This is a genomic window from Floridaenema flaviceps BLCC-F50 (genome assembly GCF_041929275.2).
GTDB classification, from domain to species: domain Bacteria; phylum Cyanobacteriota; class Cyanobacteriia; order Cyanobacteriales; family Aerosakkonemataceae; genus Floridanema; species Floridanema flaviceps.
The window spans coordinates 1,063,408-1,087,841 of record NZ_JBHFNR020000001.1 but is presented as its reverse complement, the minus strand read 5'-3'; the positions used below and the strand labels follow the sequence as shown (position 1 = coordinate 1,087,841).

Here is a 24,434-nt window from a genome sequence, read left to right as displayed (position 1 = left end):
GATTATCATGGCTGATCTGAAAGTATTTTATCTTTTTTAAAGTGCGATCGCATTTCCCATTTACTCAAAATGCGATCGCATAGCGTGCCGTAGGCATATCGCCCTTATCAACTTTCCTACTTCAATTAGAAGACTGTTGTTGCGCCGCTTGCCTCACTTCCTCTACAGACAGATTTAATGCTTCAGCGATTTGATCTACAGTTGCTCCCAAACTCAACATATAAGGCACAGTTTTTAACTTACCTCGGATTTCTCCCTCTATTAAACCTTCTTCCTTAGCTTCCTGATAAACTCGCGTTTGACGGATATCACCTAAACCTAACATGGCTTGTATTTCCTCCCGACTTTTCTGGGTAAACTTGTAAATAATTATCGTTTCAATCAACTGGAGTAGTTCCCGTTGTTGAACTTCATTGCTGACTTCCTCCCTAGCTTTTTCGATCAAATGTCTAGCAAAGCTAGCAGCAGTCTCTTCTGGTTCTATTACTAATTTTACAGTTTCAATACCAATTGACTGCTTGGTTGTACCTAGTTCATCCAGATAAATGCGTCTAACTCGCGTGGGAGTTAGTAATTCTCGGTAGCGGAATATATTGCTAGATTCTGTGTTCCTGCTAGGATAAATTACCACGCCTCGCCAATCATTTGTCAGTTCGGTTTTGTCCAAATAAAGGAAGATTTCCGCAAAAAAGCGTGAGTAAAATGTTTTATCTGGTTGAAACTGAACTTCAGCAAAATAAATGGGTGTTTCGGGAGCATTTTCTAAGGGGAGAAACACGCCATCAATGCGAAAGGCAAGTTGTTTAACTTCCACTGATGAGAATTGATAAGCATTAGCTGATTCTGGTGGTTGTTCGAGCAATTCAAAGAAGATGCTGGGGAATGATTGGAATAAGCGATAAAAGATTGTGTCAGTTTTCAAGGTTAGGAATATTTTGGTTTTTTATTAGTTTTCATTTTACTGCTAAGTAGGTGTAAATAAATAAAGTGATAATAGTTATCTAAGAGTGGTGCGGGCAGGATGCCCACCCCACAAGAGTACAGCTTTCTTGTGGGGTGGGCATCCTGCCCGACGAGAGTTTTCACTTTATTTATATCTATCTACTTATTTTGATGCAAAAGCGATCGCCTAACTCATTCACTAGTGCGATATGCCTACGGCACGCTACGCGATCGCTCTGATTTCACAACAGTTAATTCTAACTTTTTTGAGATGTTCCAACAGGTTGCACTTCCAAGACTCCGCGAAACATATTCATGCCACAAGTAAAGGGATATTGACCCGGTTTTTTCGGGGTAAATTCAATGGGTGTAACATGATTTAGGTCTAAATCTTGGGCAATCTGAAAATCGGGAATTAAGACTTTTTCCAAACAGCTACTTGGGTCACGACGGAAGAAATTTAGTCGGACTGGTTGACCTGCTTGCACTACTACTCTACTCGGTTCATAACCACCATCAACAGTAATAGTCATTTCTTGAATTCCCTGAGTTGCTTCAGCTTTTCGGGTTTTAGATTTACTGAACATAAACCACCACAATTCCAATCCAATTAAACATAAACCACCTAGAGTAACGCCAAGTTTTAAACCTAAAGGTTGATTAATTTTGCGAAATTGGACGTTTTTTTCGGTTATCGAGTGGGTCATTTCCATTGGCATTTGGGTTGCTGCTACGCCGGAACTAATTCCTAGCAAAAATCCTAATGCTACCACATTGCTAAAAATGACTTTCTTGCTCAACATTGGCGACCTTCCTTACATTGTTTTGGGTTGAAAATTCCGCAAGCGCAAAGCATTTGTGACTACAGAAACGGAACTGAATGCCATTGCACCTCCAGCTATAATTGGATTGAGTAACCAACCAAAGAAGGGGAACAAAATTCCGGCAGCGATCGGGATTCCCGCAACATTATAAATGAAGGCGAAAAAGAGATTTTGGCGAATATTTTGGATGGTGGCGCGAGATAGTTGAATCGCGGTTACAATGCCTTGTAAATCGCCAGAAATTAAGGTGATATCGGAAGCTGCGATCGCTACATCTGTTCCAGTTCCAATGGCAATTCCTACGTCTGCTTGCGCCAAAGCTGGTGCATCATTAATCCCATCTCCTACCATCGCTACAATTTTGCCTTCGGATTGAATTTCTTGGACTTTAGCTGCTTTTTGATCGGGGCGAACTTCGGCAAAAACTCGGTTAATTCCTACTTCACGGGCGATCGCTTCCGCTGTTTGGCGGTTATCTCCGGTTAACATTACTACTTCTAAACCTAACCGTTTTAATGCTTTAATCGCCGCAGGTGAAGAAGGTTTTATTGCATCAGCAATTCCCATTAATCCTTCTATTTCCCCATCTACAGCTATCCAAACTGCTGTTTTTCCCGCTGATTCCCATTCTGTTTTGAATTGTTGCAAAGTTGTGCTGTCAATTCCTAATTCTGCCATCCAGCGAGAAGTGCCAATTTGCACTAATCTGTCAGAAACTATTCCTTGTACGCCGCTACCTGCGATCGCTTCAAACTTATCTACATCTCCTAAACTTACTTGCTGCGTTTCCGCATATCTTACCACTGCTTCCGCTAAAGGATGCTCAGAATTTCGTTCTACAGAAGCAGCTAATTTAATTAGTTTTAGCTCGTTTTTGTTGGCAGTACCATTTACAGTGATAAAGTCTGTAACTGTGGGTTTTCCTTGGGTGACTGTGCCAGTTTTATCTAACACAATGGTTTTAATTTTATGTGCCAGTTCTAAACTTTCTGCACCTTTAATTAAAATGCCATTTTCTGCACCTTTTCCAGTTCCTACCATTACAGATGTTGGAGTAGCTAAACCTAATGCACAGGGACAAGCAATAATTAAAACTCCTACTGTGGTAATTAATGCTAGAGTTACATTTCCCATGAAATTAAACCAGATGATGAAAGTGGCGATCGCGATCGCAATTACCACAGGTACAAACCATCCCGTTACTCGATCTGCTAATCTTTGAATCGGCGCTTTAGAACCTTGTGCTTGTTGAACTAATTGCACAATTTGGGCTAAAACTGTATCTTTCCCAACTCTAATTGCTCGGAATTTAAAGCTCCCGGTTTTATTAATCGTTGCGCCAATTACCTCATCTCCGGTTTGCTTTTTCACAGGAATACTTTCACCCGTTACCATTGATTCATCAATAGTAGAACTGCCTTCAATTACCTCACCATCAACTGGGATTTTTTCACCAGGACGTACTAAAATTACATCGTCGATCTGTACTTCTTGAATCGGCAAATCTACTTCTTTTCCGTTGCGAATTACTCTGGCAGTTTTTGCCTGTAAACCTATGAGTTGTCGTATTGCTTCTGAGGTTTGTCCCTTAGCTCGATTTTCAAAGAATCGCCCTAACAGAATTAAGGTAATTACAACGGCAGCAGTTTCGTAATAAACTTCTGGCATCAATCCTTGGTTGATGAAAAACTTAGGAAATATTGTGGCAAATAATGAATAGAAATAAGCTGCACTAGTGCCAAGTGCAATTAAAGTATCCATTGTTGCCGCATGACGTTTAAAAGCTTTCCAACCGTTGATATAAAAACTGTAACCACACCAAAATTGTACAGGCGTTGTTAACAGTAATTGGAACCAAGGATTGTGCAACCATGCTGGAATGAAAGGTAAATTAAGTCCTGTCATCATTGGTAATGAACCAATAATTAAGATAATGCTAATAATTCCGCCGACGGCAACTTTTAGCATTAAATCGCGAGATTCCGCTTGACGAGCAGCTTTTTCAGTGTCATCTTCTCCAGTAATCATTTGTTGTTCTTGGAGAGAGTATGCAGAATATCCCGCTTCTTCTACTGCGTTTTGAATTGACTCTACATTGGTCTTTTGTGCATCATAAATAACACTTGCTTGCTCTGCACCAAAGTTAACGTTAGCTTCTTTAACTCCCGGAACAGAGCGAATGGCATCTTCAATGTTTTTCGCACAGGAGGCACAACTCATGCCTCGCAATTTGAGGGTGGCGTTGTCCATACTTCAATAGAGATGTTCCTAATCAACTACATCTATTTTGAATGCTCTAGTTAACTGGAGAGTCAAGAGTTCAATTCAATTTCTTTGACAATTTTGTTAAAAAATCAATATAAATAGATTGGGCAGGCAAGATGCCTACCCCACAAAATCTTTAGCAAAATTTAAGCTACACCTGCAACACTAGCGACTTTGCGATATTCTTCAATAGCATGGCGACAAGCTTGAGCACAGCTTTGGCAATGTTCTGCATCGTGCTTTTCACATTCTTTAGTTTATCACTATCATTAATTCGCAAGTAAATTTAGATTTTCCCATCAAAAGCCTTGACTCTCCACTCACATGGATAGTTTAAATTAGATTACTAGTACAGAAAAGTTTTTCAGCTGGAAGAGGTCTCTCAGAATTATGCAATCAAACTCAGCAAAAATTGGGTTTTTAGCTTTAATTTTAGGTGCGATCGCTACACTAACAGGTTGTTCTTCAGAGTTGCAAAATCAAAGCCAAACAGCCCCAACAAATAATAGTAATAGTCAGCCAGTGCAAACGACTTCTGCAACTAATACTATTAGCCAGCATGATTCACATCATGGGGGTACGAATCATAGCATGGATTTGGGGCCAGCAGATGCTAACTACGATTTGCGATTTATTGATGGGATGAGATTACATCATCGGGGTGCGATCGCAATGGCAAAAGAAGCTCAACAAAAATCTCAACGCCCAGAAATTAAACAGTTGGCAGGTAATATTATTATTGCTCAAAACAGAGAAGAAAATGAGCTATTAAGAAATTGGCGAAAAGCATGGTATCCCCAAGCTAGTGAAGAATTTGTCGCTTATGGTGGTGAAGGCAAATCTGTAGTACCAATGTCAAAAGAACAACGGGAAATGATGATGATGCAGCAAGATTTGGGGGCTGCTGATGCTCAATTCGATCGGCGTTTTATGGATGCAATGATTGTTCATCATGAAGGTGCATTAGTGATGGCTCAAGATGCTTTGCAGAAGTCTAAGCGTCCCGAAATTAAGAAGTTATCTCAGGAAATTATTACTTCCCAACAGAAAGAAATTGACCAAATGAAGCAATGGCGAAAAGCTTGGTATCAAAAGTAAGCTAAAATCTGATTCCTGGCTATATTAAATTCAATAGTATAGCCAAAAATAATTAAGTCTCATAAGATATAAACAAACTAAACAATGGCAAGGTGAATAATGGGAGAAAAAGTTAGAGTCGGTTGTAAAGTTCCCCAAGAATGGCTAGCAAAAATAGAACTTTTAGCGAAAGAAAGGAAGACAGAGCCAAGTAAAATTATTTATGAAGCTTTGGCGCAATACTTGGGTGAAAATGCTAACACTGATGACAGTCGCCTCAATGCTTTAGAAGTAGAGGTAACAATGTTAAAAAGGCAATTAGCAGAACTGACTATTTTAGTAAAAAATCGGCAACCAAGCTCTTTAGCAATATTGCCAGAAGTTCAACCAAATGCAGATGATGATGATGATTTTGTAGAAGATGAACCTGATGAAATTCTTTATGATTTCCTCCCACCTGAAGAGAGGTGAATGGTTAGTGGAATGGTGCGTTACGTTAGCACTAACTAGAAATACAGGGCTTATGCAAAACCTCTATCCGTAGGGTGCGTTAACGAAGCGTGTAACGCACCATTGCACCATATTTAGTAAGTCCTAAAATAGATTAGTGGAATGGTGCGTTACGTTAGCACTAACGCACCCTACAAATAGATTAGAATGGTGCGTTACGTTAGCACTAACGCACCCTACAAATAGATTAGTGCATTTTTGCATTTACATCGATGCCGTCGCTAACTAAACAACCATCTTCCATGTAAAGGATACGATCGGCAATATCTAAAATCCGATTATCGTGGGTAACTAATAAAATTGTTATCCCTTGTTCTTTGGCTAATTTATACATTAATTCCACCACATCGCGCCCGGATTTTTTATCAAGGGCGGCGGTAGGTTCGTCGGCTAAAACTATTTTGGGATGACTTACTAATGCTCTGGCGATCGCCACTCTTTGCTTTTGTCCCCCTGATAAATTTTCTGGATAATAGTTAATTCTTTCTCCTAAACCTACTTTTTCTAATATGGCGCTTACAATTGCATCCATGTCTTGTTTCAACATTTCATCATGCAATTCTAAAGACATTCGCACGTTTTCTTTTACTGTCAAAAATTTCATCAAATTATGAGCTTGGAAAATATACCCTATCTGGCGACGCACTTTGGTTAATTGGTTTTTACTCGCGCCACACATCTCTTGACCTAAAATTTTCAAACTTCCTTCATCAGCAGAACGTAACCCGCCTAAAAGAGTTAATAGCGTAGTTTTTCCTGAGCCTGATGGCCCTGTTAAAATGACAATTTCTCCAGCATTAATTTGTAAGTTAATATCAAATAATGCTTGTTTCCGTAGGGAACCTTTACCAAAGTAATGGTTAAGTTTGTTTACAGAAATAACAGGTTTTGTAGTAATATCTTTCACTGATTGATTGGCAAGAGTCAAGTTTTGCATGGTTAATTTTTTCAAATTTAAAACACATCAGCAGGGTCAGCAGAACGGAGTTTTCGCATGGCGATCGCACCCGAACCAACACACATAACAACTGTCATCAAAAAAACAGTGCCAGCACGATTAATTGTCATCTCAATCGGTAAAAGTGTGGCAGCATAAGCAAGTTGATACAGACCAAATGAGAGGAAAAACCCAGGTAAGAATCCCAAAACAGCCAAAATTAATGACTCTTGGATTAGCACTATTAATAAATAATTATCGGTGTATCCCATTGCTTTTAAAGTGGCATATTCGGGTAAATGATCGGATACATCCGAGTAAAGAATTTGGTAAACAATGACGATTCCCACAATAAATCCTACGCCTACACCCAGCCCGAAAATAAACCCAATTCCTGTACCATTTGCCCAGTAAGTTTGCTCAATTTGGGCAAATTCTTCAGGGGTAAGCACTGAAACATCTTTGGGTAAACCTGCTTTTAATTGGGATCGCACTTGGGCTAAATTCGCATCTGGTTTAAGATGAATTAGCCCAACTTCGATGTTTTCTGGTTTGCGATCGGGAAATAATGTCAAAAATGTGGAATCACTAGCAATTACATTTCCATCAGCCGCAAAAGATGCACCATTGGTAAATAAATTAGTTACTTGAATCGCTTTACCATTTAATTCTGTGCTGAAATTCCCGGTTTTATCAAAAGTTTCTACAACTCCGTATTCGGGGCGACCTGCACGATCGAACAACACATTATTTAATTGCTTCAAACTATCAAGATTTTCCAGCACTTCGGGAAACTTAAATGCTGGAGATGCAGGATCGATTCCCCAAACTAAAATTGCCCGATCTAAGCGAGTCTCAGGATTGCGCCATTGTCCAGTAGAAATGTAAACGTAACTGACAGATTTTACCCCATCATAACCTAATGTTTGATAGAGTCTTTCTCTGGAAAAACTCTTCACAGAAAACAGGGTTTGGAATTGGGGATTAATGAGTACTAAATCTGCTTGGAGATTGCGATGGGGTTTTACTGCTGCATTAAATAATGCTCCTTCAAATCCCATCTGAATAAATATCAACATATCGGCAAAACCAATACCTGCAACTGCAACAGCTAAACGGACTTTTTCTTTCATTAACTGTCGCCATGCTAAGGGTGTTTTGCGAAATAATTTGAGAAACATAGATTTTTGGGGATTGGGGACTGGGGACTAGGGACTAGTGATTGGGAATCAAGTTGATAGTTTCAGTTTTTTGTTGTTGTTTTCTTTCTCGCATTAAGAGGAATAATGGTAAGGCTAAGGAGACTCCAACTAATAGGTTGCTAATTATGTAAACCCACAGGTTTTTCATTTCTAGTCTTCTACCTTCAACAAATACGAATATCCAGAGGATTACAGAGGTAACTATTAAATCAATTGCAAAAAAGCTGGAAATTCGATTGCTAAATAGTTGATCGAAAAATAGTTGAAAGTCAAATCCATGCTCCATTAAAAAGGGGATGAATTGGCTGTAAGGGAGGATTGTACCTAGAATACAAAAGGTCAGATATATTACTTGCAGCATTGGTTTTTAACTCCCAAAAATTTTATATTGGTCATCCGTTATAAAAAAATCCAACAGTAATTTACTGTTCAATTGCTGTTTGAACTTGTAAATTTGTCAATCCTGAAACTCGCTGACTGTCTTCAGGAGTTAGGCGAATTTTCACTTCGACTACTCGGCGGTCTAAATTTTCTCCGGGTTGATTGCTAAATACATTTTGTCGCTCAACCTGTAAACCAATTCGCTCTACAAATCCGGTTAAATCACCGGAAAAACTTTGGCTATTTACAGTGGCTTTTTGTCCGATTTTAACTTTACCAATATCGCTTTGATAGACTTCTGCGATCGCCATCATTTGATCGGTTTGTGCTAATTCCACAATTCCTGAACTGGATATTTTTTCTCCGGGTCGATTATTAACTTTTAAAATTACACCCGTAATGGGAGCGCGAATATAAGCCAAGTTTAAATCAGTTTGGGCTCGTTTAACAGCGGCGATCGCATTATCAACTTCGCTTTGTGCTGCTTGCACATCCACTGGACGCACTTCCGCAATTCGTGTCAGTGTAGCTTGCGCTTCTCGAATTTGTTTACTACCAGTGGCGTTAATCCGATCGAGAATTACTTTTGCTTCCCGCAATTGCTTACTATTAGTAGTGTTAATTCTCTCTAAATTCGCACTAGCTTCGTTCAATTGTTGGCGAGTAGTTTCTACGCTTAAACGCTTGCTATCAAACAAAGAATTAGAAATCGCACCTTGAGCAAATAACTGTTGATAACGGCGCAATTCTGCTTCCGCATTATTGAGTTCTGCTTCAAGTTTTCTAATAGTAGCTGTTTGAGCTAATTTTTCTCCTGACCATTGCGCTTCTATGCGTGCGATCGCTTGTAATTGCGCTGCTTTATCTCCTTCTAATTGTGCTTGTAAACGTTCAACACTTGCTTGTTGTGCTTGAATTTCCCCACTTTTCGCACCAGCCTTTACTTGCGCTAATTTCGCTTGAGCAACTTTTACTTGTTCTTGCGCTTGTTGTAAAGCTGTTTGTAAACGCTCTTTTGAGTCGAGAATTGCAATTATTTGTCCGGCTTGAACGCGATCGCCTTCTTTAACCAATAACTCGCCAATGCGATCGCCATCCAACGATAAAGGAGCAGACAATTTAATTATTTCCGCTTCTGGTTCTAATCTTCCTAAAGCTGTTACCTTCCTCACCACTGGTGTCGTCACCACACTGGGAGTAGGAGTAGTTTGGCTGATAAAACCAGACTCGGAAATTGCATAATAAATAATTCCCCCTGTGGTCGCAGTAGCAGCAGCTATTAATCCAATTAACCATTGATTTGTCGGTTTAGATGGCAAGTTTATATTCATGGTTTTGACTCATTAAGTAACTTTTTATTTTCTAAATACATGGCGATCATCTGTCCTAAAATCTCAAACTGTTCGCTAATTGAAACCTCTTCCTTTACCCAAATTCTCTGGAGTAATAATCCATCAATATGCGCCATTATAAAGGCAGCTAACGCCCGATCTTCAAAAGAGAAAAAATCACAAATTGCTTGCAAAGTACCGTCAATAGTTCTTTTAAATACAGCATTACCTTTGATTTCTTGAGCGTCATTACTTTGACAGAAATCAATCATAATCAACGTTTGTTTGATAAAATAATCTTCATTCTTCTTCAGGAATCTCCCGCAAGCTTCTATGCGCTCTTGCAGCGTTTGAGTTCCTTCTAATTCAGCCGCTACCTTCAATAAATCCTGTTTGTGAATTTCTTCTACTAACTGCTCATACAAAGCTTTTTTACTCGGAAAGTAATGATACAAAGTACCCGTTGAAACTCCTAAACCTTCGGCAATTTGTCGCATTGTAATCGATCCATAGCCCTTTTGAGCAAACAAATCAAAACACTTATCTAACAGTTCTCTACGATATTCTTCGCGATCGACAATTTTTGGCATAACACACAACAAATAAAAACCCTTTGCTTGTTAGTTATACAGCATGAATCAACATCAGATAACTAACAAGATAGGGGAAGCAGTGATTTATATCGAACATCCGTTATTATATCCGTTTACAAAACTAAACGCAAGAGTCGTAGGGGTAATTCATGAATTACCCCTACGACAGTGAGAGTGTCAATAGAGGTTTAAATTGTTTCGCTTAATTTCAAAACAACTTGATTGAGTTGTTGCGTACCTTGTTTTGTTTGAGAAATACCGTTTGCTGTTTCGTTTGCACCTTGGCTGAGGTGACTCATTGCTTCTGTGACTTGCTGGGTAGCGATCGCTTGTTGCTTGTAAGTTAGTGCGATCGCCTGACTATTTTCCACAATCTTTTCCACTGATTGAGCAATATCGGCAAAAATTTTCGCCATATCATGCGAAATTTGCACACCTAAATCCACATTTCTCGTACCAGCTTCAGCTACCCCAACCATCAAATGAATTGCTGTTTGAATTTCCTTAACCAAAGTGGTAATTTGTTGAGCAGACTTGCCACTTTCATCTGCTAATTTGCGAATTTCAGAAGCAACAACTGAGAAACCTTTACCATGTTCTCCGGCTCTTACCGCTTCGATCGCAGCATTTAAAGCTAACATATTAGTCTGATTTGCTAAAGAAATTACCGCATCTGAAACCTTGCCAATTTGATTAGTTTGTTGTCCCAGATGAACAGCATTTTCCGCAATTTCCTCAACCCTTTGTTTAAGATTATTCATTTCTTCTAAAACTCGTTGAACTGCATCAGTTCCTTGAGCGACTCGTTGTAAACTTTCCTGAGCACCTAAAGCAGCTGATTCCGCTTGTTCTGCTGATTGACGAGAGGAAACACTCAATTCATCCATAGTTGCTGTTGTTTGTTGCACGGAAGATGATTGTTGACTCGCCATTCTTTCTTGTTGCACCACCGTAGATGAAAGTTCAGTCGAAAAAGAAGACACAGTTCCGACAATTTCTTGAATCGATTTAACTAAGCCACGCAGAATTAAAACTCCCACGAATAAACCAATTAAGAGCGATAAGACTGATACAATGAAAGCAAAAAACTTAAAACTGTCAATTGAAGAGTAAACAGCTTTTTTAGGAGTTTCGTAAATCAACACAAAAGCACTATCTTTGTTTTGGCGATCGGGTACAAATGTCTGATAATTAATTAAAGAGTTTGTTGTTTTATCAGTTAAGCTACTTTGCCCAGATAAAATCTCGTTAACTACTTCAGTAGGATAGTCTCGTTTCAGATTTGTATTTTTATTTAGTTCAAATCCCCAATTTTTACTTTCATCTGGATTATACAAATAATATCCATCTCGGTTTACTACAAAAAATTGCTGTTGAAAATTATTTTTTAAATAATCATTTTCACCAGTTTTGAATAAATAATTGGCTAAAAGATTAGCAACTACAAGACCTCTCTTTTGCCCTTGAGCATTATAGATAGGAGTGGCAAATCTCATAACTGGGATATAGGGAGTTTCAATTTTTCCATTTTCTCGATTCAAATTAATAGTAGAAACGTAAACTTCTCCGCGCCGTAGATTAATAGCCTCTTTAAAGTATTCTGTGTTCAATCTGTTTTGCAGTTGAGAACCTTGAACAACTTCTACTGAACCAACCTGAGAATTGACTCTGACTAATTCATTGCCGTTTTGATCTAAATATTTTATTTGATAATAATAAGGTCTAGCTTCTAGAAAAGAAACAAAGATAATATTGAGTCGTTTTACCCATTCTGAATAGGTAGACTTATCTTGAGGATCAATTCCCTGATTGTCTTTGGCTCTGACAATCCCTTGAATTGGTGGCGTTTGACTCAGATAAAGTACATCAGCTTTGCTAATATCTATTAATTGATTAATTGACTTTTCGCTGTTTTCTCCAGCCAATTTCATCTGCCCGGAAACTAAAGATGTCAATTCTCGACTTGAAGAATTAATACTGTAAACACTAACAATTACAGTAGGAACAACTAGTCCGATCGCTAACAAAACACTCAGCTTGTTTTGAAATTTGTTAAAAAATGCCGTACCCATTTGTACAAACCTCTATTTGTAAGTTATGTAAATGCTGTAAACTTTCTGAAAACTTATATTGAATTAAGTCAACTTTTATAACTTAAATTGATCGAATTTAACAATCTCAGTTACCATCAAATCTTTTTATTGCTTATTACAGCTTTACTATCACTATGTATCTATTAGATTACCCAAATAACAATTAAAAACTTGAGTTTAAATTCATGCAATTTTCTCTATAGATTAGGCTGCTATAATTTAATTATCCCAGGAAAAAGCTTAGTAGCGATCGCCTAATTAATTAATCAAATGTTAAGAATTTTCCTCTGGCTCTCAATTCTAGACTCCGGTTATCAATATAATTAACTTAAGTAACACTCAGCAATTATAGCAGCCATGAACAACCCTCCTCAAATCGGCAGTATTAGCCCACTGATTCCCGCAGGCGATGACTTAGAAAAAGCCATTGAGTTTTATGAACAAAAACTGGGATTTACCACCATTTTTCGGGAAGGCGATCCCATCAGAATGGCGATCGTCAAACGTGACAACGCAGAGATTTTTTTAGTCAAAAGCGATTATCATGATTTAGCCAAAGAAATATCCCTACGTCTGCAAGTAACAGGCATTGAACAACTTTATCAAGAATTAGAAAGCAAAGGCGACGAGATCGTTCATCCCAACGGTAAACTAGAAACAAAACCTTGGGGGCCAAAAGAATTTAGCGTCATAGATTTAGCAGGAGTTTGTTTAACTTTTTACGAATTTCCGCAGTAATCACTAATCGTGCTGTCATCAGATAATTACGACTAAATAATGGGGGAAATCCGGTGTAAATTTGCCTTGGCGAGTAGTGGTTTCCTTGGCACAATAAAAGTAGATGAAATATGGAGAACTGACTTGGTATTAACTACACCTGCTATTTCTTCAGACTCAGCTACGCAAAAGTCGCGGTTATGGTTTCCTGACCAAGTATTATTTACTCCTGCTGCTTTAGATGAACCTTGGGGACAAAAAATTCTGGAGAAAGTGCGATCGCTCAACCTGCCAATAGAAGAACTTCCGCGAAATCGCCTCACTCGATTGCGGGGAGAAACTGAGCGCGAAACTTACGACATTTCTAAACGCACTTTAGCAGTTGTTACCGCACCTAAGAGCAGTTTTAAACTTAGTCCCATTCCCCCCTCTGCTGACTGGCAATTTCACATAGCAGAAGGATGTCCTGCTCATTGCCAATACTGTTATTTAGCTGGTAGTTTACAAGGGCCACCTGTAATTAGAGTATTTGCCAATTTGCCGCAAATTTTAGACAACTTAGCTAACTACGAAAAATCCGATTTAACCACATTTGAAGTCAGTTGCTACACCGATCCTTTAGGCATTGAACATCTCACAGGTAGCTTAGCTCAATCTATTCGTTATTTTGGCACTCGCAAAAACGCTCAATTACGCTGGGTTTCCAAATTTGATAACGTTAACGAACTACTTTCTTTACCTCACAACGGTAACACTCGTTGCCGAGTTAGTGTGAATGCCACACCTATTTCCGGTCGGTTTGAAGGCGGTACTGCTAATGTTAATTCCCGACTGCAAGCACTAAGAAAATTAGCTTTACCTCGCACTCAAGGAGGTGGCGAATATCCCGTAGGGTTAGTGATTGCGCCGATTATGGCAATTGAAAATTGGGAGTTACATTACACTCAGCTATTAGATGAAATTAGCAGCACTTTAGATTTTGACTGTGACTTAACCTTTGAGTTAATTACTCACCGCTTCACTCCCGGTTCTAAAGATGTGTTAACCCAGTGGTATCCGCACAGCAAATTAGACATGGATGAATCTACTCGCAGCATGAAACGAAATAAGTTTGGCGGCATTAAATATGTTTATGATGCTGACACAATGAAGTCACTGCGAAGCTTCTTTGCACGGGAAATTACTCAACGCTTTCCCAAAGCTAAGATTCTCTATTGGACTTAACTCCCCCCAAGCGAGATCCAAGCGAGATCCCCGACTTCTTCTGTGAAGTCGGGGATCTGTTTAGGGATCTGTTTAGCGTAATATTCAATACTGCTTAGTTAAGTATTTTTCTCGTTGTAGAGGCGTTTGTGTAGCGTTCTGGACACATTAGCATTTGGAGAGAAAAATTTGTTTGTGCTGATGGTGATATTAACCATGAAAGTGGGAAATATAAAACTAGAGCTAGGAATAAAGCTATGTTTAACTTAGAAGATAACTGGATTGTAGTTCAAGGCGATCGCCGCTACCGTGATACTCTCTTAAACTGCCTGAAAGTATTGAATGCTACAATCAACCCCCAAGTTCTAGAAACCTGCTTAAGCACAGGATTTTTCAGCAGTTCTCAATATCGCATCTATCACGAATTTTGGATGGAAGATTAGTTAAATAGTGGTTAACTTTCAGATAACCTCTCTTTAGTCAGAGGTTGAAAAAGCTGGAGTTTTCTAATATGAAAGCGATCGCGCTAGCCAGTGCGTTAGCCAGGATCGCTATTCACCAAAGGGCAAAATTATGACTACCGAACAAAACCAACCTTCCAGCCAATCACCTACTGACTCTAACCCAGAAATGGATCAAACTCCTCAATATTATCAACCAGAATCCGGTTACAGAACCGAGGAAGAAGAGGAAGAACTCAGACAAAGTTCTCCTCTCAACCCCAGAGTAGCCGAAAAGTCAGAAGAAGCAATGGAAGAAGCTTAAAGGAAAATTTTTATTTAGCTATTTTCTTTGGGCGCAACCTTCGAGTACCTGATTACCTAAAATCAAAATAGCTTCGTAGGGATAGGCTTTATCTGACATTCCATCACTACAGGAATTAGCTTTTTTTATTATTAATGTTCCGTTTGGTTGTCCGTTGAGTCGGTATACTCGAACTAAATCAGCAGGACGAGCTTGCGCTGCTATTGGTGCAACATAAGGGTAAGTTCGTTTACTTGCGTCTGGTGATGAATAAACTATGCCATTGCGATTAATAGTTATATTCCAAAAAGGTTCTGTACCAATGGCGGTAAAGGTTTCCACTTTAGCCGGAGTTTGCGAAATTAAGACGTTTTCTCCTGATATGTTATTACTATAGCTGGGATTCCCTTGGCGATCGGCTAACGCAGACTCACTTCCCAAGCAACTAACAGATAATGCCAATAAAGCAGTATAAAAGTATAGAGATTTCATAATTACCAACTCCCAATTTACAAGCATGACGATCGCAGATTTTAGCCCATACCCACAGATTCAACTCTGGGATCAATCTAAAATCTAAAATCTACAATCTAAAATCCAATGACCGAAAATAATGGGATACAAGCCCCGTCCTAGAAGTACGGCATTTTATTCCCCATTTTTCAATTCCATGTTATCATAATAGTTGATATTCATAAACTCAGTATCAGTCGTGTTTGTCTACGAGTTTAAGGTCAACCCAAAGCCACAACAAATAACCGCCATTAATGAAGCAATTAGGACATCTCAATTTGTCCGAAATAAAGTACTTCGTTATTGGATGGATAATCGTGCTATCGGTCAGCCAGAAATGTTTAGATACAACACATTATTGAGAAAAGAGTTTAAGTTTGTTGAAGAGTTAAACTCCCACGCTTGCCAAGCTGCGGTAGAAAGAACACTCAAGGCAGTTAACCGTTTTTATGAGAATTGTAAAAACCAAGTTAAGGGCAAGAAAGGATATCCTAAATTCAAGAAAAACACTCGCTCGGTAGAATACAAAGTCTCAGGATGGAAGCTATCTGATAACAGAAAATACATTAATTTTATAGACAAGAAAGGTATTGGAAGTTTCAAGCTAATAGGCTCCAGAGATTTGAACTTTTACCAGATTGAGCAAATTAAAAGAGTGAGAATTGTGCGTCGTGCCGATGGGTATTACGTGCAATTTGCTATTCAAGCCGATCCCAGAGAGCGGACTAAGCCTTTAATTCCCAGTCAGAAAGCTGTAGGAATAGATTTAGGAATTAAATATTTCTTGGCAGATAGTCAAGGAAACATTGAAGCTAATCCTCAGTTTTATCGAAAGGGAGAGAAAAGTTTAAAACGCTTGAACCGTCAGAAGTATAAGAAGTTCAAGAAAGGGAAACCTCAATCAAAGAACGGAGAGAAAGCTAGAAATAGATATGCCCGGAAACATTTAAAGGTAAGTAGGCAGCGAGAAGAGTTTGTCAAGAGAGTGGCACTCCGTTTAATCCAATCTAACGATTTGGTGGCTTATGAAGATTTAAATGTTCAAGGGTTGGTAAAAAATCGACATCTAGCGAAATCAATTAGTGATGCAGGATGGTATTTATTTCGCCGCTGGTTGGAATATTTTGGCTATAAGTATGGAAAGGTAACTGTCGCAGTTCCTCCTTATAATACGAGTCAAAAATGTGCCAATTGTGGAGAGAAAGTGCAGAAGTCTTTATCAACTAGAACTCATGTTTGTTCGCATTGTGGGTTTATAGAAGACAGAGATATCAATGCCGCAATTAATATCCTGAAATTAGCGTTAAGTACGGTAGGGCATACCGGATCTAAAGCTTGGGGAGATTTGCCCTCTAGTCTAATTGGAGCAATCCTGTTAGGTTATGGCGAGTCTGTGAACCAAGAATCCTCGCACTTATAGGGCGAGGAGTGTCAAATTGTGAAACAACTGGCGCAACAAATAGACAAAGACTATGTTAATCGTTCTCCCGTTGTCGTTGGGATGCTGAAAGGATCGTTCATCTTTTTAGCAGACTTGATTCGTCAAATGCAAACCCCAATTAAAAATATTGAATTATTTCGCTCGCTCAAGCTATGGTAATGCCACCGTCAGTTCGGGTGAAGTAAAAATGCTTATGGGATTATCAGACGGGATCGCAAGCAAACAAGATGTAATATTAGTCGAAGATATTGTCGATACTGGACTTTCCACCTCAATGGCATTGCAGTTGCTAAAAGCGCAAAATCCAGCTTCCTGGAAATTGTGTGCATTACTTGACAAACCAGCTAGACGAAGCGTTTCTGTTAAGATAGATTATCTGGGGAAGACGATCGGCGATCGCTTTATTGTCGGGTATGGTACAGATGTAAATGAACAATACCGCCAACTCCCAGCCATTTACGTATTAGAAGAATAATCCACTGTGCCAGAAATAACTCTACAGTTAAAAACAAGTGGAACAGCTTTAGACAAACCTTTTATCCTTGGAGTCTTCAACCTTCAGGTAATAGTTCAACCAAGTAAGCAAAACATCTGCCCCCAATTTCTGCATAATAAGTTACAGTTAAGTAGCGAACCTTGGCGGCAAATATTTAATTACTTAAAGTTCTATAAAACTGATTAACAAATTGGTTTACAGCCAGGGATTTCCTAGTAAAATTTGCAGACTAGCTAAAACTTTCCTTAAGAACTGGCACCTCATAGCCAGCCTCGTTAGAAAATCCATCATAGCTATCGTTAACAGCCTCCCACTTTCAGCATGAAACAACAGAAATTTAGTAGTAAATTACTATCGACGGTTAATATCATTGCAGCTACCCTGTTTGCTAACCTTGCCGATATTGCTCAAAGAGTCTATCCCAACAGATAAACTGAACAAATCATTAAAGTGGCAAGGCGACAATCAAGTGTTACCTATTTCTACAAAACACTTATTGGATAAAGCTTTTAGAAAATTTGGATTTGTTCCTAATTTAGCGAATAGACAAGATTGCCGCTAGGATTTAAAGATTTGCCAGATTTCATGATTAATTAAATAAATCCTGCTCATCCTGTAATCATTAAATCCTGGTCAAAGTCTTGCCTTATAAACATCTCAGTCGTTTTGTAACGGCTGTTACAGACAACGCACTTTATATACTATCCGATGATGAACAGTAACACAGTACCAGCAAACCAAGGCTTATACGATCCGCAATTTGAACATGATGCTTGCGGTGTGGGATTCATTGTCCATCAAAAAGGCAAAAAATCCCATGAAATCGTAGAACAAGGATTGACAATTCTCTTAAACTTAGATCACCGAGGCGCTTGCGGTTGTGAAGCAAACACCGGAGACGGCGCAGGGATTTTAATGCAAGTACCGCATAAGTTTTTGCAGAAAGTCACAGCAGCAGAAGGATTTACCTTGCCAGAACCGGGACAATATGGAGTCGGGATGATATATTGTTCTCCAGACCCAGCAGTTCGGCAAAAAGGTCGAGAAACTTTTACCGCTATTGTCGCTGAAGAAGGACAAAAAGTACTTGGTTGGCGCGACGTACCCACAGATAACTCTTCATTGGGGAACACTGCAAAGTCTAGCGAACCTTCCATGCAACAGGTGTTCATCCAACGTTCCGCCGATCTCGATGATGCAGCATTTGAGAGAAAATTGTATGTGATTCGCAAACGTACTCATGTAAAGATTCGGGCAACTGACATCGATCCAATGTGGTATCCTTGCAGTTTATCTTGTCGGACGATCGTCTACAAGGGAATGTTAATGCCTGTGCAAGTAGGACAATATTACCCCGATTTGCACGATCCCGACATGGAAAGCGCATTGGCGTTAGTCCACTCTCGCTTTAGTACCAACACTTTCCCCAGTTGGGAAAGAGCACACCCCTACCGCTACATCGCCCACAATGGCGAAATCAACACATTGCGGGGTAATATTAACTGGATGCACGCTAGACAATCTTTGTTTGAATCGGAATTGTTTGGCGATGACATTAAGAAGATCAAGCCAGTTATTAATATAGATGGAAGTGACTCGCTGATTTTCGATAACGCCTTAGAATTAATGGTTTTGGCGGGACGTTCCTTACCTCATGCGGTAATGATGATGATTCCCGAACCTTGGACGGCGCATGAATCAATGAGTCCAGAGAAAAAGGCATTTTACAAATATCATTCTTGCTTGATGGAACCTTGGGATGGTCCGGCTTCGATCGCATTCACCGATGGTACGATGATGGGAGCAGTGCTCGATCGCAACGGTTTGCGTCCTTCTCGTTACTATGTCACCAAAGACGACTTAGTAATTATGGCATCAGAAGCTGGAGTATTACCCATTGAACCAGAACGGGTAGCTTTGAAAGGACGCTTAGAACCCGGAAGAATGTTCCTCGTCAATATGGAAGAAGGACGAATCATCGCCGACGAGGAAATCAAAAATACGATCGTCAACCAACATCCTTACGCCGAATGGATTAAGGATAATATGGTAGAACTGGCGAAACTAGAAACTCCCAATCCTGTAGGACAGGCATCCTGCCTGTCATCCCCAGTCCCCAACCTAACCCAACGTCAAACAGCATTTGGTTATACCTTTGAAGAGTTGCGGTTGCTGTTAACTCCGATGGCGAGAGATGGAGTGGAAGCAGTTGGCGCGATGGGTGCGGATACACCTTTGGCAGTGTTGAGCGATCGACCAAAAATACTCTACGATTACTTTAAGCAATTATTTGCTCAAGTGACAAATCCGCCGATCGATTCTATCAGAGAAGAGATTATCACATCGGCAGAAACTACGATCGGTGCAGAAAGAAACTTACTCAACCCAGTTCCAGAAAGCTGTCATTTAATAGAGTTGAAAACTCCAATTCTGAGTAATGAAGAATTGGCGAAACTCAAATATATTAATGAAGGCGGATTTAAATCGATTACTTTGCCAATTTTGTTCGATCCCAAAGCGGGAGTCAAGGGATTGGAAAGTGCGATGGAAGAGATTTTCCAAAAGGCGAATGCTGCGATCGCTGATGGTGTGAGTATAATTATTTTGAGCGATCGAGAAATCGACAAAGATAATGCACCCATTCCCGCACTTTTAGCAGTATCCGGTTTACATCACCACTTGATTCGGGAAGGTACGCGCACCAGAGTTGGATTAGTTTTAGAATCAGGTGAACCGAGAGAAGTGCATCATTATGCAACTTTAATTGGTTACGGTTGCGGCGCGATTAATCCATATCTTGCATTTGAGACGATCGCAGATATGATTAACGAAGGATTAATCCTCAACGTTGATTACAAAACCGCAGTTAAGAATTACATCAAATCAGCAACCAAAGGTGTAATTAAAGTCGCTTCCAAGATTGGGATTTCCACCATTCAAAGTTATCGCGGTGCCCAAATTTTTGAAGCCATTGGATTGAACAAAGCAGTCATCGACAAATATTTTACCTGGACAGCATCGCGGATTGAAGGCGCAGATTTAGAAGTTATTGCTCAAGAAGCAATTTTACGACATTCTCATGCGTTTCCCGATCGCGAAGTCAACGGACATACCCTCGATGTTGGCGGCGAATATCAATGGCGTAAAGAAGGCGAAGCGCACTTATTTAGTCCCGAAACTATCCACACCTTACAAAAAGCAGTTCGTACAGGAAGTTACGAAACCTTCAAACAATACGCCAAACTGGTAAACGAACAAGGGAAAAAACATTTCACCTTGCGCGGATTGTTAGAATTCAAAGAACGTCAACCAGTACCCATCGAAGAAGTTGAACCGATAGAAGCAATCATGAAACGCTTCAAAACAGGCGCAATGAGTTACGGTTCAATTTCCAAAGAAGCCCATGAAAGTCTCGCCATCGCCATGAACCGCATTGGAGGCAAGTCTAACACAGGAGAAGGCGGAGAAGATCCCGATCGTTACACTTGGACAAACGAACAAGGCGACTCCAAGAATAGTGCCATCAAACAAGTAGCATCAGGACGTTTTGGCGTTACCAGTTTGTATCTTTCCCAAGCGCGAGAATTACAAATTAAAATGGCGCAAGGGGCGAAACCGGGAGAAGGTGGACAATTACCCGGACGGAAAGTGTATCCTTGGATTGCGAAAGTGCGTCACTCAACCCCCGGAGTAGGTTTAATTTCCCCACCGCCTCACCATGACATTTACTCGATTGAAGATTTAGCCGAACTGATTCACGATTTAAAGAATGCGAATCGGGAAGCGCGGGTTAGTGTAAAATTAGTTTCGGAAGTTGGAGTTGGTACGATCGCAGCAGGTGTAGCCAAAGCCCACGCCGACGTTGTGTTAATCTCCGGTTATGACGGAGGAACAGGCGCATCACCGCAAACTTCCATCAAACACGCAGGTTTACCTTGGGAACTCGGACTCGCTGAAACTCACCAAACCTTAGTATTAAACAACTTACGCAGTCGCATCGCCGTAGAAACCGATGGACAAATGAAAACCGGAAGGGATGTAGTAGTTGCAGCCTTACTAGGTGCAGAAGAATTTGGTTTTGCAACCGCACCCTTAGTCACACTCGGTTGCATCATGATGCGTGTTTGTCACCTTAACACCTGCCCCGCTGGAATTGCAACTCAAAACCCACAGTTACGCCAAGCCTTCACAGGCGACCCCGAACATACGGTAAACTTTATGAAGTTCATCGCCACCGAAGTTCGGGAACTAATGGCGGAACTAGGTTTCCGCAACCTCAGCGAAATGGTGGGACGAACCGATATTTTAGAACCGAAAAAAGCCGTTGAACATTGGAAAGCCAAAAATATCGACCTTTCTAAGATTTTATATCAACCGGAAGTCGGCCCGGAAGTCGGTCGTTATTGCCAAATCCCTCAAGATCACGGTTTAGACAAATCCCTTGATATAACAGTATTGCTGGATTTGTGTCGGGGTGCGATCGAAAAAGGCGAAAAAGTAAAAGCCACCCTACCCATCAAAAACATCAACCGAGTCGTCGGAACAATCTTAGGAAACGAAATCACCAAACGCCACTGGGAAGGACTTCCAGAAGACACAGTACACCTACATTTCCAAGGAAGTGCAGGACAAAGCTTCGGCGCATTCGTGCCCAAAGGCGTAACCTTAGAACTAGAAGGCGACGCAAACGACTACTTAGGAAAAGGCTTAAGCGGTGGAAAAATCATCGTTTATCCCCCGAAAACCTCCACCTTCGTCCCCGAAGAAAACATCATCATTGGAAACGTCGCCTTCTACGGCGCAACAAAAGGCGAAGCATACATCAACGGTATAGCTGGCGAACGCTTCTGCGTCCGCAACTCCGGTGTAAACACCGTCGTCGAAGCAGTCGGAGATCACGCTTGCGAATACATGACAGGCGGAAAAGTCGTAGTCTTAGGAAAAACCGGACGCAACTTTGCAGCCGGAATGAGTGGAGGAGTAGCCTACATCCTCGACGAAACAGGCGATTTCGCCACCCGCTGCAACACCCAAATGGCGGACATCGAACCCCTCGACTTAGAGGATATCGAAACCATCCACGAAATGATCCAAAAACACCGCGAGTACACCGGAAGCCAAAAAGCCGCCAAAGTACTTGACAATTGGGATGAAATGGTATCTAAATTCGTCAAAGTCATGCCCCGCGACTACAAACGAGTCCTCGAATGCTTAAAACGTGCATTTGAATCCGGCTTAAGCGGAGACGAAGCATTAGCCGCAGCCTTTGAAGAAAACGCCCGTGACGTTTCTCGGATAGGCGGAAGCTGATCTATAGTCAAACAAGGGGCTTTTTCAGCCCCTTATTTTGTTATTCGCCTAAATTGGGAAACACTTAATTTTGCTGTTTTTGTCAACATTTAATTCACTTATGCCTAAATTAATTTCTCTCTTCAACCACAAAGGTGGTGTAAGCAAAACAACTACCGCTTTCAATCTAGGATGGGCACTTGCTACTCTCGGATATCGTACCTTAATTGTGGACGCAGATCCGCAATGTAATTTAACAGGCTTAGTTTTAGATTACAACGCAGTTGAGGATTTTGAAAGGTTCTATTCTGAAAATGCAGGCTGTAATCTGTACTCGGCTGTTGAACCAGTTTTAGATGGTCAACAGCGTCCTTTGGAGCCAGCATCTCCTATCGGTACTCAAAATCCCAACTTGTTTTTACTAGCAGGTAACATTAAATTATCAGAGTCAGAAACTCAAATATCGGTTGCTTTAGGTACTGGTAAAACAATACCTGCACTAAGAAATATTCCTGGCTGCTTTGGCTCTTTATTACGTGAGACAGCAAACAAACATGATTTACAGTATGTAATCATTGATATGAGTCCTAGCGTTGGGGCGCTTAATCAATGTTTGTTGATGACAAGCGATTATTTCGTCGTTCCAACTTTTCCCGATTTTTTCTGCCAGCAGGCAGTAAAATCATTGGCTGCTGTATTGCCTCGCTGGAATTCATCTATTCAAGAATTTAGAAATTCTTCTCTTTTATATCCCATTCCAACTAAATCTCCACTTTTTTTAGGAATTATATCTCAGAAATACCGCCCTCGGAGTGGCGCACCAGCAACTTCCTTTCAAAGGTGGATAGACCGGATAAAAACTACAGTAGACACTCATCTAGTTCCAGCGCTAACTCACGAGGGTATGACAATTCATCGAGAAACTTTTCAAAGAAGTATTTCGGCTGACACACCTTACAACTTGGCAAATATTGCAGATTTTAATTCATTAATTGCTCAATCACAAAAGCATAATGTTCCTATATTTGCCTTATCTGATAAGCAAATTGAACAACAAGGAGTTATCCTTGAAACCATGAGAGAAAATCGAGACAACTTCCTGAAAATTTTCACTGAGCTTGCAAACAGTATTGTTGAATTAACGTCTGATAAGGGTAGGTAATTTGACATAAAAATTGTCAATTAAACAGAAATTATGAGTGCAGCAATTATAACAACCAAACAGTACATTGAAGAACGGGAAAATTGCTACTTTATTGTTGGAAAGCGCGTTTCTCTCGATTCAATTGTTTATGCTTTCCTAGCAGGACAATCACCAGAAAGCATAGTGCAATCATTTCCCGTATTAACATTAGAAGAAGTTTATGGAGCAATTACCTTTTACCTTGCTAATCGCACAAACATCGATAACTATTTAGCTGAAGGAGAAAAGCTTTTTGAAACATTAAGAGAGCAATCTAGAGAAAGTAACTCATTACTATATCAAAAACTCTACGCTCAGGAAAACCAGGGATGAAAATTCGCTTTCAAGCAGATGCAGATCTGAATTTAGCAATTGTAACGGGTGTCTTGAGACGTGAGCCAACCATTGATTTTTTAACATCAAATTTATCCAATTTAAGTGGGTTAAGCGATATAGAAGTTCTGAAATTTGCAGCAAATGAAGGTAGAGTTTTAGTCTCTCATGACCAAAGAACCATGCCGAAATACTTTTCTGAATTTATTGTCGAACAAACAAGTGCGGGTGTAATTATTGTGTTACAAAGTTTGCCAATTAGCCAGGTAATAATTAATTTAATCGAGATTTGGGAGAGATTAGAAGCAGAAGACTGGATTAATCGCATTGCATACCTACCTCTGTTAGTCCAGCATTGAA

General features: G+C 40.1%; 23 protein-coding genes and 1 pseudogene. 13 read left to right on the top strand and 11 right to left on the bottom strand.

Annotated elements, in window-relative coordinates; genetic code table 11:
• Positions 1–121 precede the first annotated feature (121 nt).
• The 4 genes and pseudogenes from ACE1CI_RS05295 to ACE1CI_RS05280 form a co-directional block, all read right to left on the bottom strand.
• Positions 122–922 carry an Rpn family recombination-promoting nuclease/putative transposase gene (locus ACE1CI_RS05295; protein WP_413263389.1) on the bottom strand — a complete coding sequence of 267 codons (801 nt, stop codon included), beginning with the start codon at positions 920–922 and terminating at the stop codon, positions 122–124.
• A gap of 277 nt (positions 923–1,199) precedes the next feature.
• A complete protein-coding gene (locus tag ACE1CI_RS05290) occupies positions 1,200–1,745 on the bottom strand; it encodes a cupredoxin domain-containing protein (protein ID WP_496615254.1) in 546 nt (181 codons plus the stop codon).
• Between the two features lie 12 nt (positions 1,746–1,757).
• Positions 1,758–4,016 carry a heavy metal translocating P-type ATPase gene (locus ACE1CI_RS05285; RefSeq protein ID WP_413263391.1) on the bottom strand — a complete coding sequence of 753 codons (2,259 nt, stop codon included), beginning with the start codon at positions 4,014–4,016 and terminating at the stop codon, positions 1,758–1,760.
• Between the two features lie 161 nt (positions 4,017–4,177).
• Positions 4,178–4,282: pseudogene (locus ACE1CI_RS05280) on the bottom strand (four-helix bundle copper-binding protein); the annotation flags it as partial.
• 139 nt (positions 4,283–4,421) lie between these two features.
• Between ACE1CI_RS05280 and ACE1CI_RS05275 the strand changes: the two are divergent.
• Complete coding sequence (locus tag ACE1CI_RS05275) at positions 4,422–5,129, top strand: DUF305 domain-containing protein (protein WP_413263392.1); 708 nt, start codon at positions 4,422–4,424, stop codon at positions 5,127–5,129.
• A gap of 99 nt (positions 5,130–5,228) precedes the next feature.
• Positions 5,229–5,579 (top strand): hypothetical protein, encoded by a 351-nt coding sequence (locus tag ACE1CI_RS05270; protein WP_413263393.1) that lies wholly within the window; start codon positions 5,229–5,231, stop codon positions 5,577–5,579.
• A gap of 226 nt (positions 5,580–5,805) precedes the next feature.
• Here ACE1CI_RS05270 and ACE1CI_RS05265 read toward each other — a convergent pair whose 3' ends face one another.
• From ACE1CI_RS05265 to ACE1CI_RS05240, 6 genes are all read right to left on the bottom strand, one after another.
• On the bottom strand, positions 5,806–6,555 hold the full coding sequence (locus ACE1CI_RS05265) for a DevA family ABC transporter ATP-binding protein (protein ID WP_413263394.1): 750 nt from the start codon (positions 6,553–6,555) through the stop codon (positions 5,806–5,808).
• A gap of 17 nt (positions 6,556–6,572) precedes the next feature.
• Entirely contained in the window at positions 6,573–7,736 is a 1,164-nt protein-coding gene (gene devC, locus ACE1CI_RS05260) for an ABC transporter permease DevC (RefSeq protein ID WP_413263395.1), read from the bottom strand.
• Between the two features lie 34 nt (positions 7,737–7,770).
• Positions 7,771–8,118 (bottom strand): DUF2834 domain-containing protein, encoded by a 348-nt coding sequence (locus ACE1CI_RS05255; protein ID WP_413263396.1) that lies wholly within the window; start codon positions 8,116–8,118, stop codon positions 7,771–7,773.
• Positions 8,119–8,179: 61 nt separating this feature from the next.
• Positions 8,180–9,469 carry an ABC exporter membrane fusion protein gene (locus tag ACE1CI_RS05250; RefSeq protein WP_413263397.1) on the bottom strand — a complete coding sequence of 430 codons (1,290 nt, stop codon included), beginning with the start codon at positions 9,467–9,469 and terminating at the stop codon, positions 8,180–8,182.
• Complete coding sequence (locus tag ACE1CI_RS05245; protein WP_413263398.1) at positions 9,466–10,059, bottom strand: TetR/AcrR family transcriptional regulator; 594 nt, start codon at positions 10,057–10,059, stop codon at positions 9,466–9,468. Before ACE1CI_RS05245 ends, ACE1CI_RS05250 begins: the two co-directional genes overlap by 4 nt.
• A gap of 191 nt (positions 10,060–10,250) precedes the next feature.
• Complete coding sequence (locus tag ACE1CI_RS05240) at positions 10,251–12,134, bottom strand: methyl-accepting chemotaxis protein (protein WP_496615253.1); 1,884 nt, start codon at positions 12,132–12,134, stop codon at positions 10,251–10,253.
• A 378-nt stretch (positions 12,135–12,512) separates the two neighbouring features.
• On the opposite strand from ACE1CI_RS05240, the gene ACE1CI_RS05235 reads away from it, so the two are divergent.
• From ACE1CI_RS05235 to ACE1CI_RS05220, 4 genes are all read left to right on the top strand, one after another.
• The gene (locus tag ACE1CI_RS05235; RefSeq protein WP_413263400.1) at positions 12,513–12,893 is read left to right on the top strand and encodes a glyoxalase superfamily protein; all 381 of its coding nucleotides are present in this window, start codon (positions 12,513–12,515) and stop codon (positions 12,891–12,893) included.
• Between the two features lie 39 nt (positions 12,894–12,932).
• Entirely contained in the window at positions 12,933–14,096 is a 1,164-nt protein-coding gene (locus ACE1CI_RS05230; RefSeq protein ID WP_413263401.1) for a spore photoproduct lyase family protein, read from the top strand.
• A 236-nt stretch (positions 14,097–14,332) separates the two neighbouring features.
• A complete protein-coding gene (locus ACE1CI_RS05225; RefSeq protein WP_413263402.1) occupies positions 14,333–14,518 on the top strand; it encodes a hypothetical protein in 186 nt (61 codons plus the stop codon).
• A gap of 130 nt (positions 14,519–14,648) precedes the next feature.
• The gene (locus tag ACE1CI_RS05220; RefSeq protein WP_413263403.1) at positions 14,649–14,840 is read left to right on the top strand and encodes a hypothetical protein; all 192 of its coding nucleotides are present in this window, start codon (positions 14,649–14,651) and stop codon (positions 14,838–14,840) included.
• Positions 14,841–14,858: 18 nt separating this feature from the next.
• Here the strand turns inward: ACE1CI_RS05220 and ACE1CI_RS05215 are convergent, their stop codons facing one another.
• The gene (locus ACE1CI_RS05215; protein WP_413263404.1) at positions 14,859–15,311 is read right to left on the bottom strand and encodes a COG3650 family protein; all 453 of its coding nucleotides are present in this window, start codon (positions 15,309–15,311) and stop codon (positions 14,859–14,861) included.
• A gap of 220 nt (positions 15,312–15,531) precedes the next feature.
• Here ACE1CI_RS05215 and ACE1CI_RS05210 point away from each other — a divergent pair, with 220 nt between their 5' ends.
• From ACE1CI_RS05210 to ACE1CI_RS05180, 7 genes are all read left to right on the top strand, one after another.
• Positions 15,532–16,752 carry an RNA-guided endonuclease InsQ/TnpB family protein gene (locus ACE1CI_RS05210; protein ID WP_413263405.1) on the top strand — a complete coding sequence of 407 codons (1,221 nt, stop codon included), beginning with the start codon at positions 15,532–15,534 and terminating at the stop codon, positions 16,750–16,752.
• An 18-nt stretch (positions 16,753–16,770) separates the two neighbouring features.
• A complete protein-coding gene (locus tag ACE1CI_RS05205) occupies positions 16,771–16,932 on the top strand; it encodes a hypothetical protein (RefSeq protein ID WP_413263406.1) in 162 nt (53 codons plus the stop codon).
• 28 nt (positions 16,933–16,960) lie between these two features.
• The gene (locus ACE1CI_RS05200) at positions 16,961–17,248 is read left to right on the top strand and encodes a phosphoribosyltransferase family protein (protein ID WP_496615252.1); all 288 of its coding nucleotides are present in this window, start codon (positions 16,961–16,963) and stop codon (positions 17,246–17,248) included.
• A 732-nt stretch (positions 17,249–17,980) separates the two neighbouring features.
• Entirely contained in the window at positions 17,981–22,579 is a 4,599-nt protein-coding gene (gene gltB, locus ACE1CI_RS05195) for a glutamate synthase large subunit (RefSeq protein ID WP_413263421.1), read from the top strand.
• A 79-nt stretch (positions 22,580–22,658) separates the two neighbouring features.
• Positions 22,659–23,720 (top strand): AAA family ATPase, encoded by a 1,062-nt coding sequence (locus ACE1CI_RS05190; protein ID WP_496615251.1) that lies wholly within the window; start codon positions 22,659–22,661, stop codon positions 23,718–23,720.
• Between the two features lie 33 nt (positions 23,721–23,753).
• Entirely contained in the window at positions 23,754–24,074 is a 321-nt protein-coding gene (locus ACE1CI_RS05185) for a DUF433 domain-containing protein (RefSeq protein WP_413263409.1), read from the top strand.
• Positions 24,071–24,433: a DUF5615 family PIN-like protein gene (locus ACE1CI_RS05180; protein ID WP_413263410.1), complete on the top strand. Its 363-nt coding sequence runs from the start codon at positions 24,071–24,073 to the stop codon at positions 24,431–24,433. The genes ACE1CI_RS05185 and ACE1CI_RS05180 overlap by 4 nt, the downstream gene beginning before the upstream one ends.
• Position 24,434: the final 1 nt, after the last annotated feature.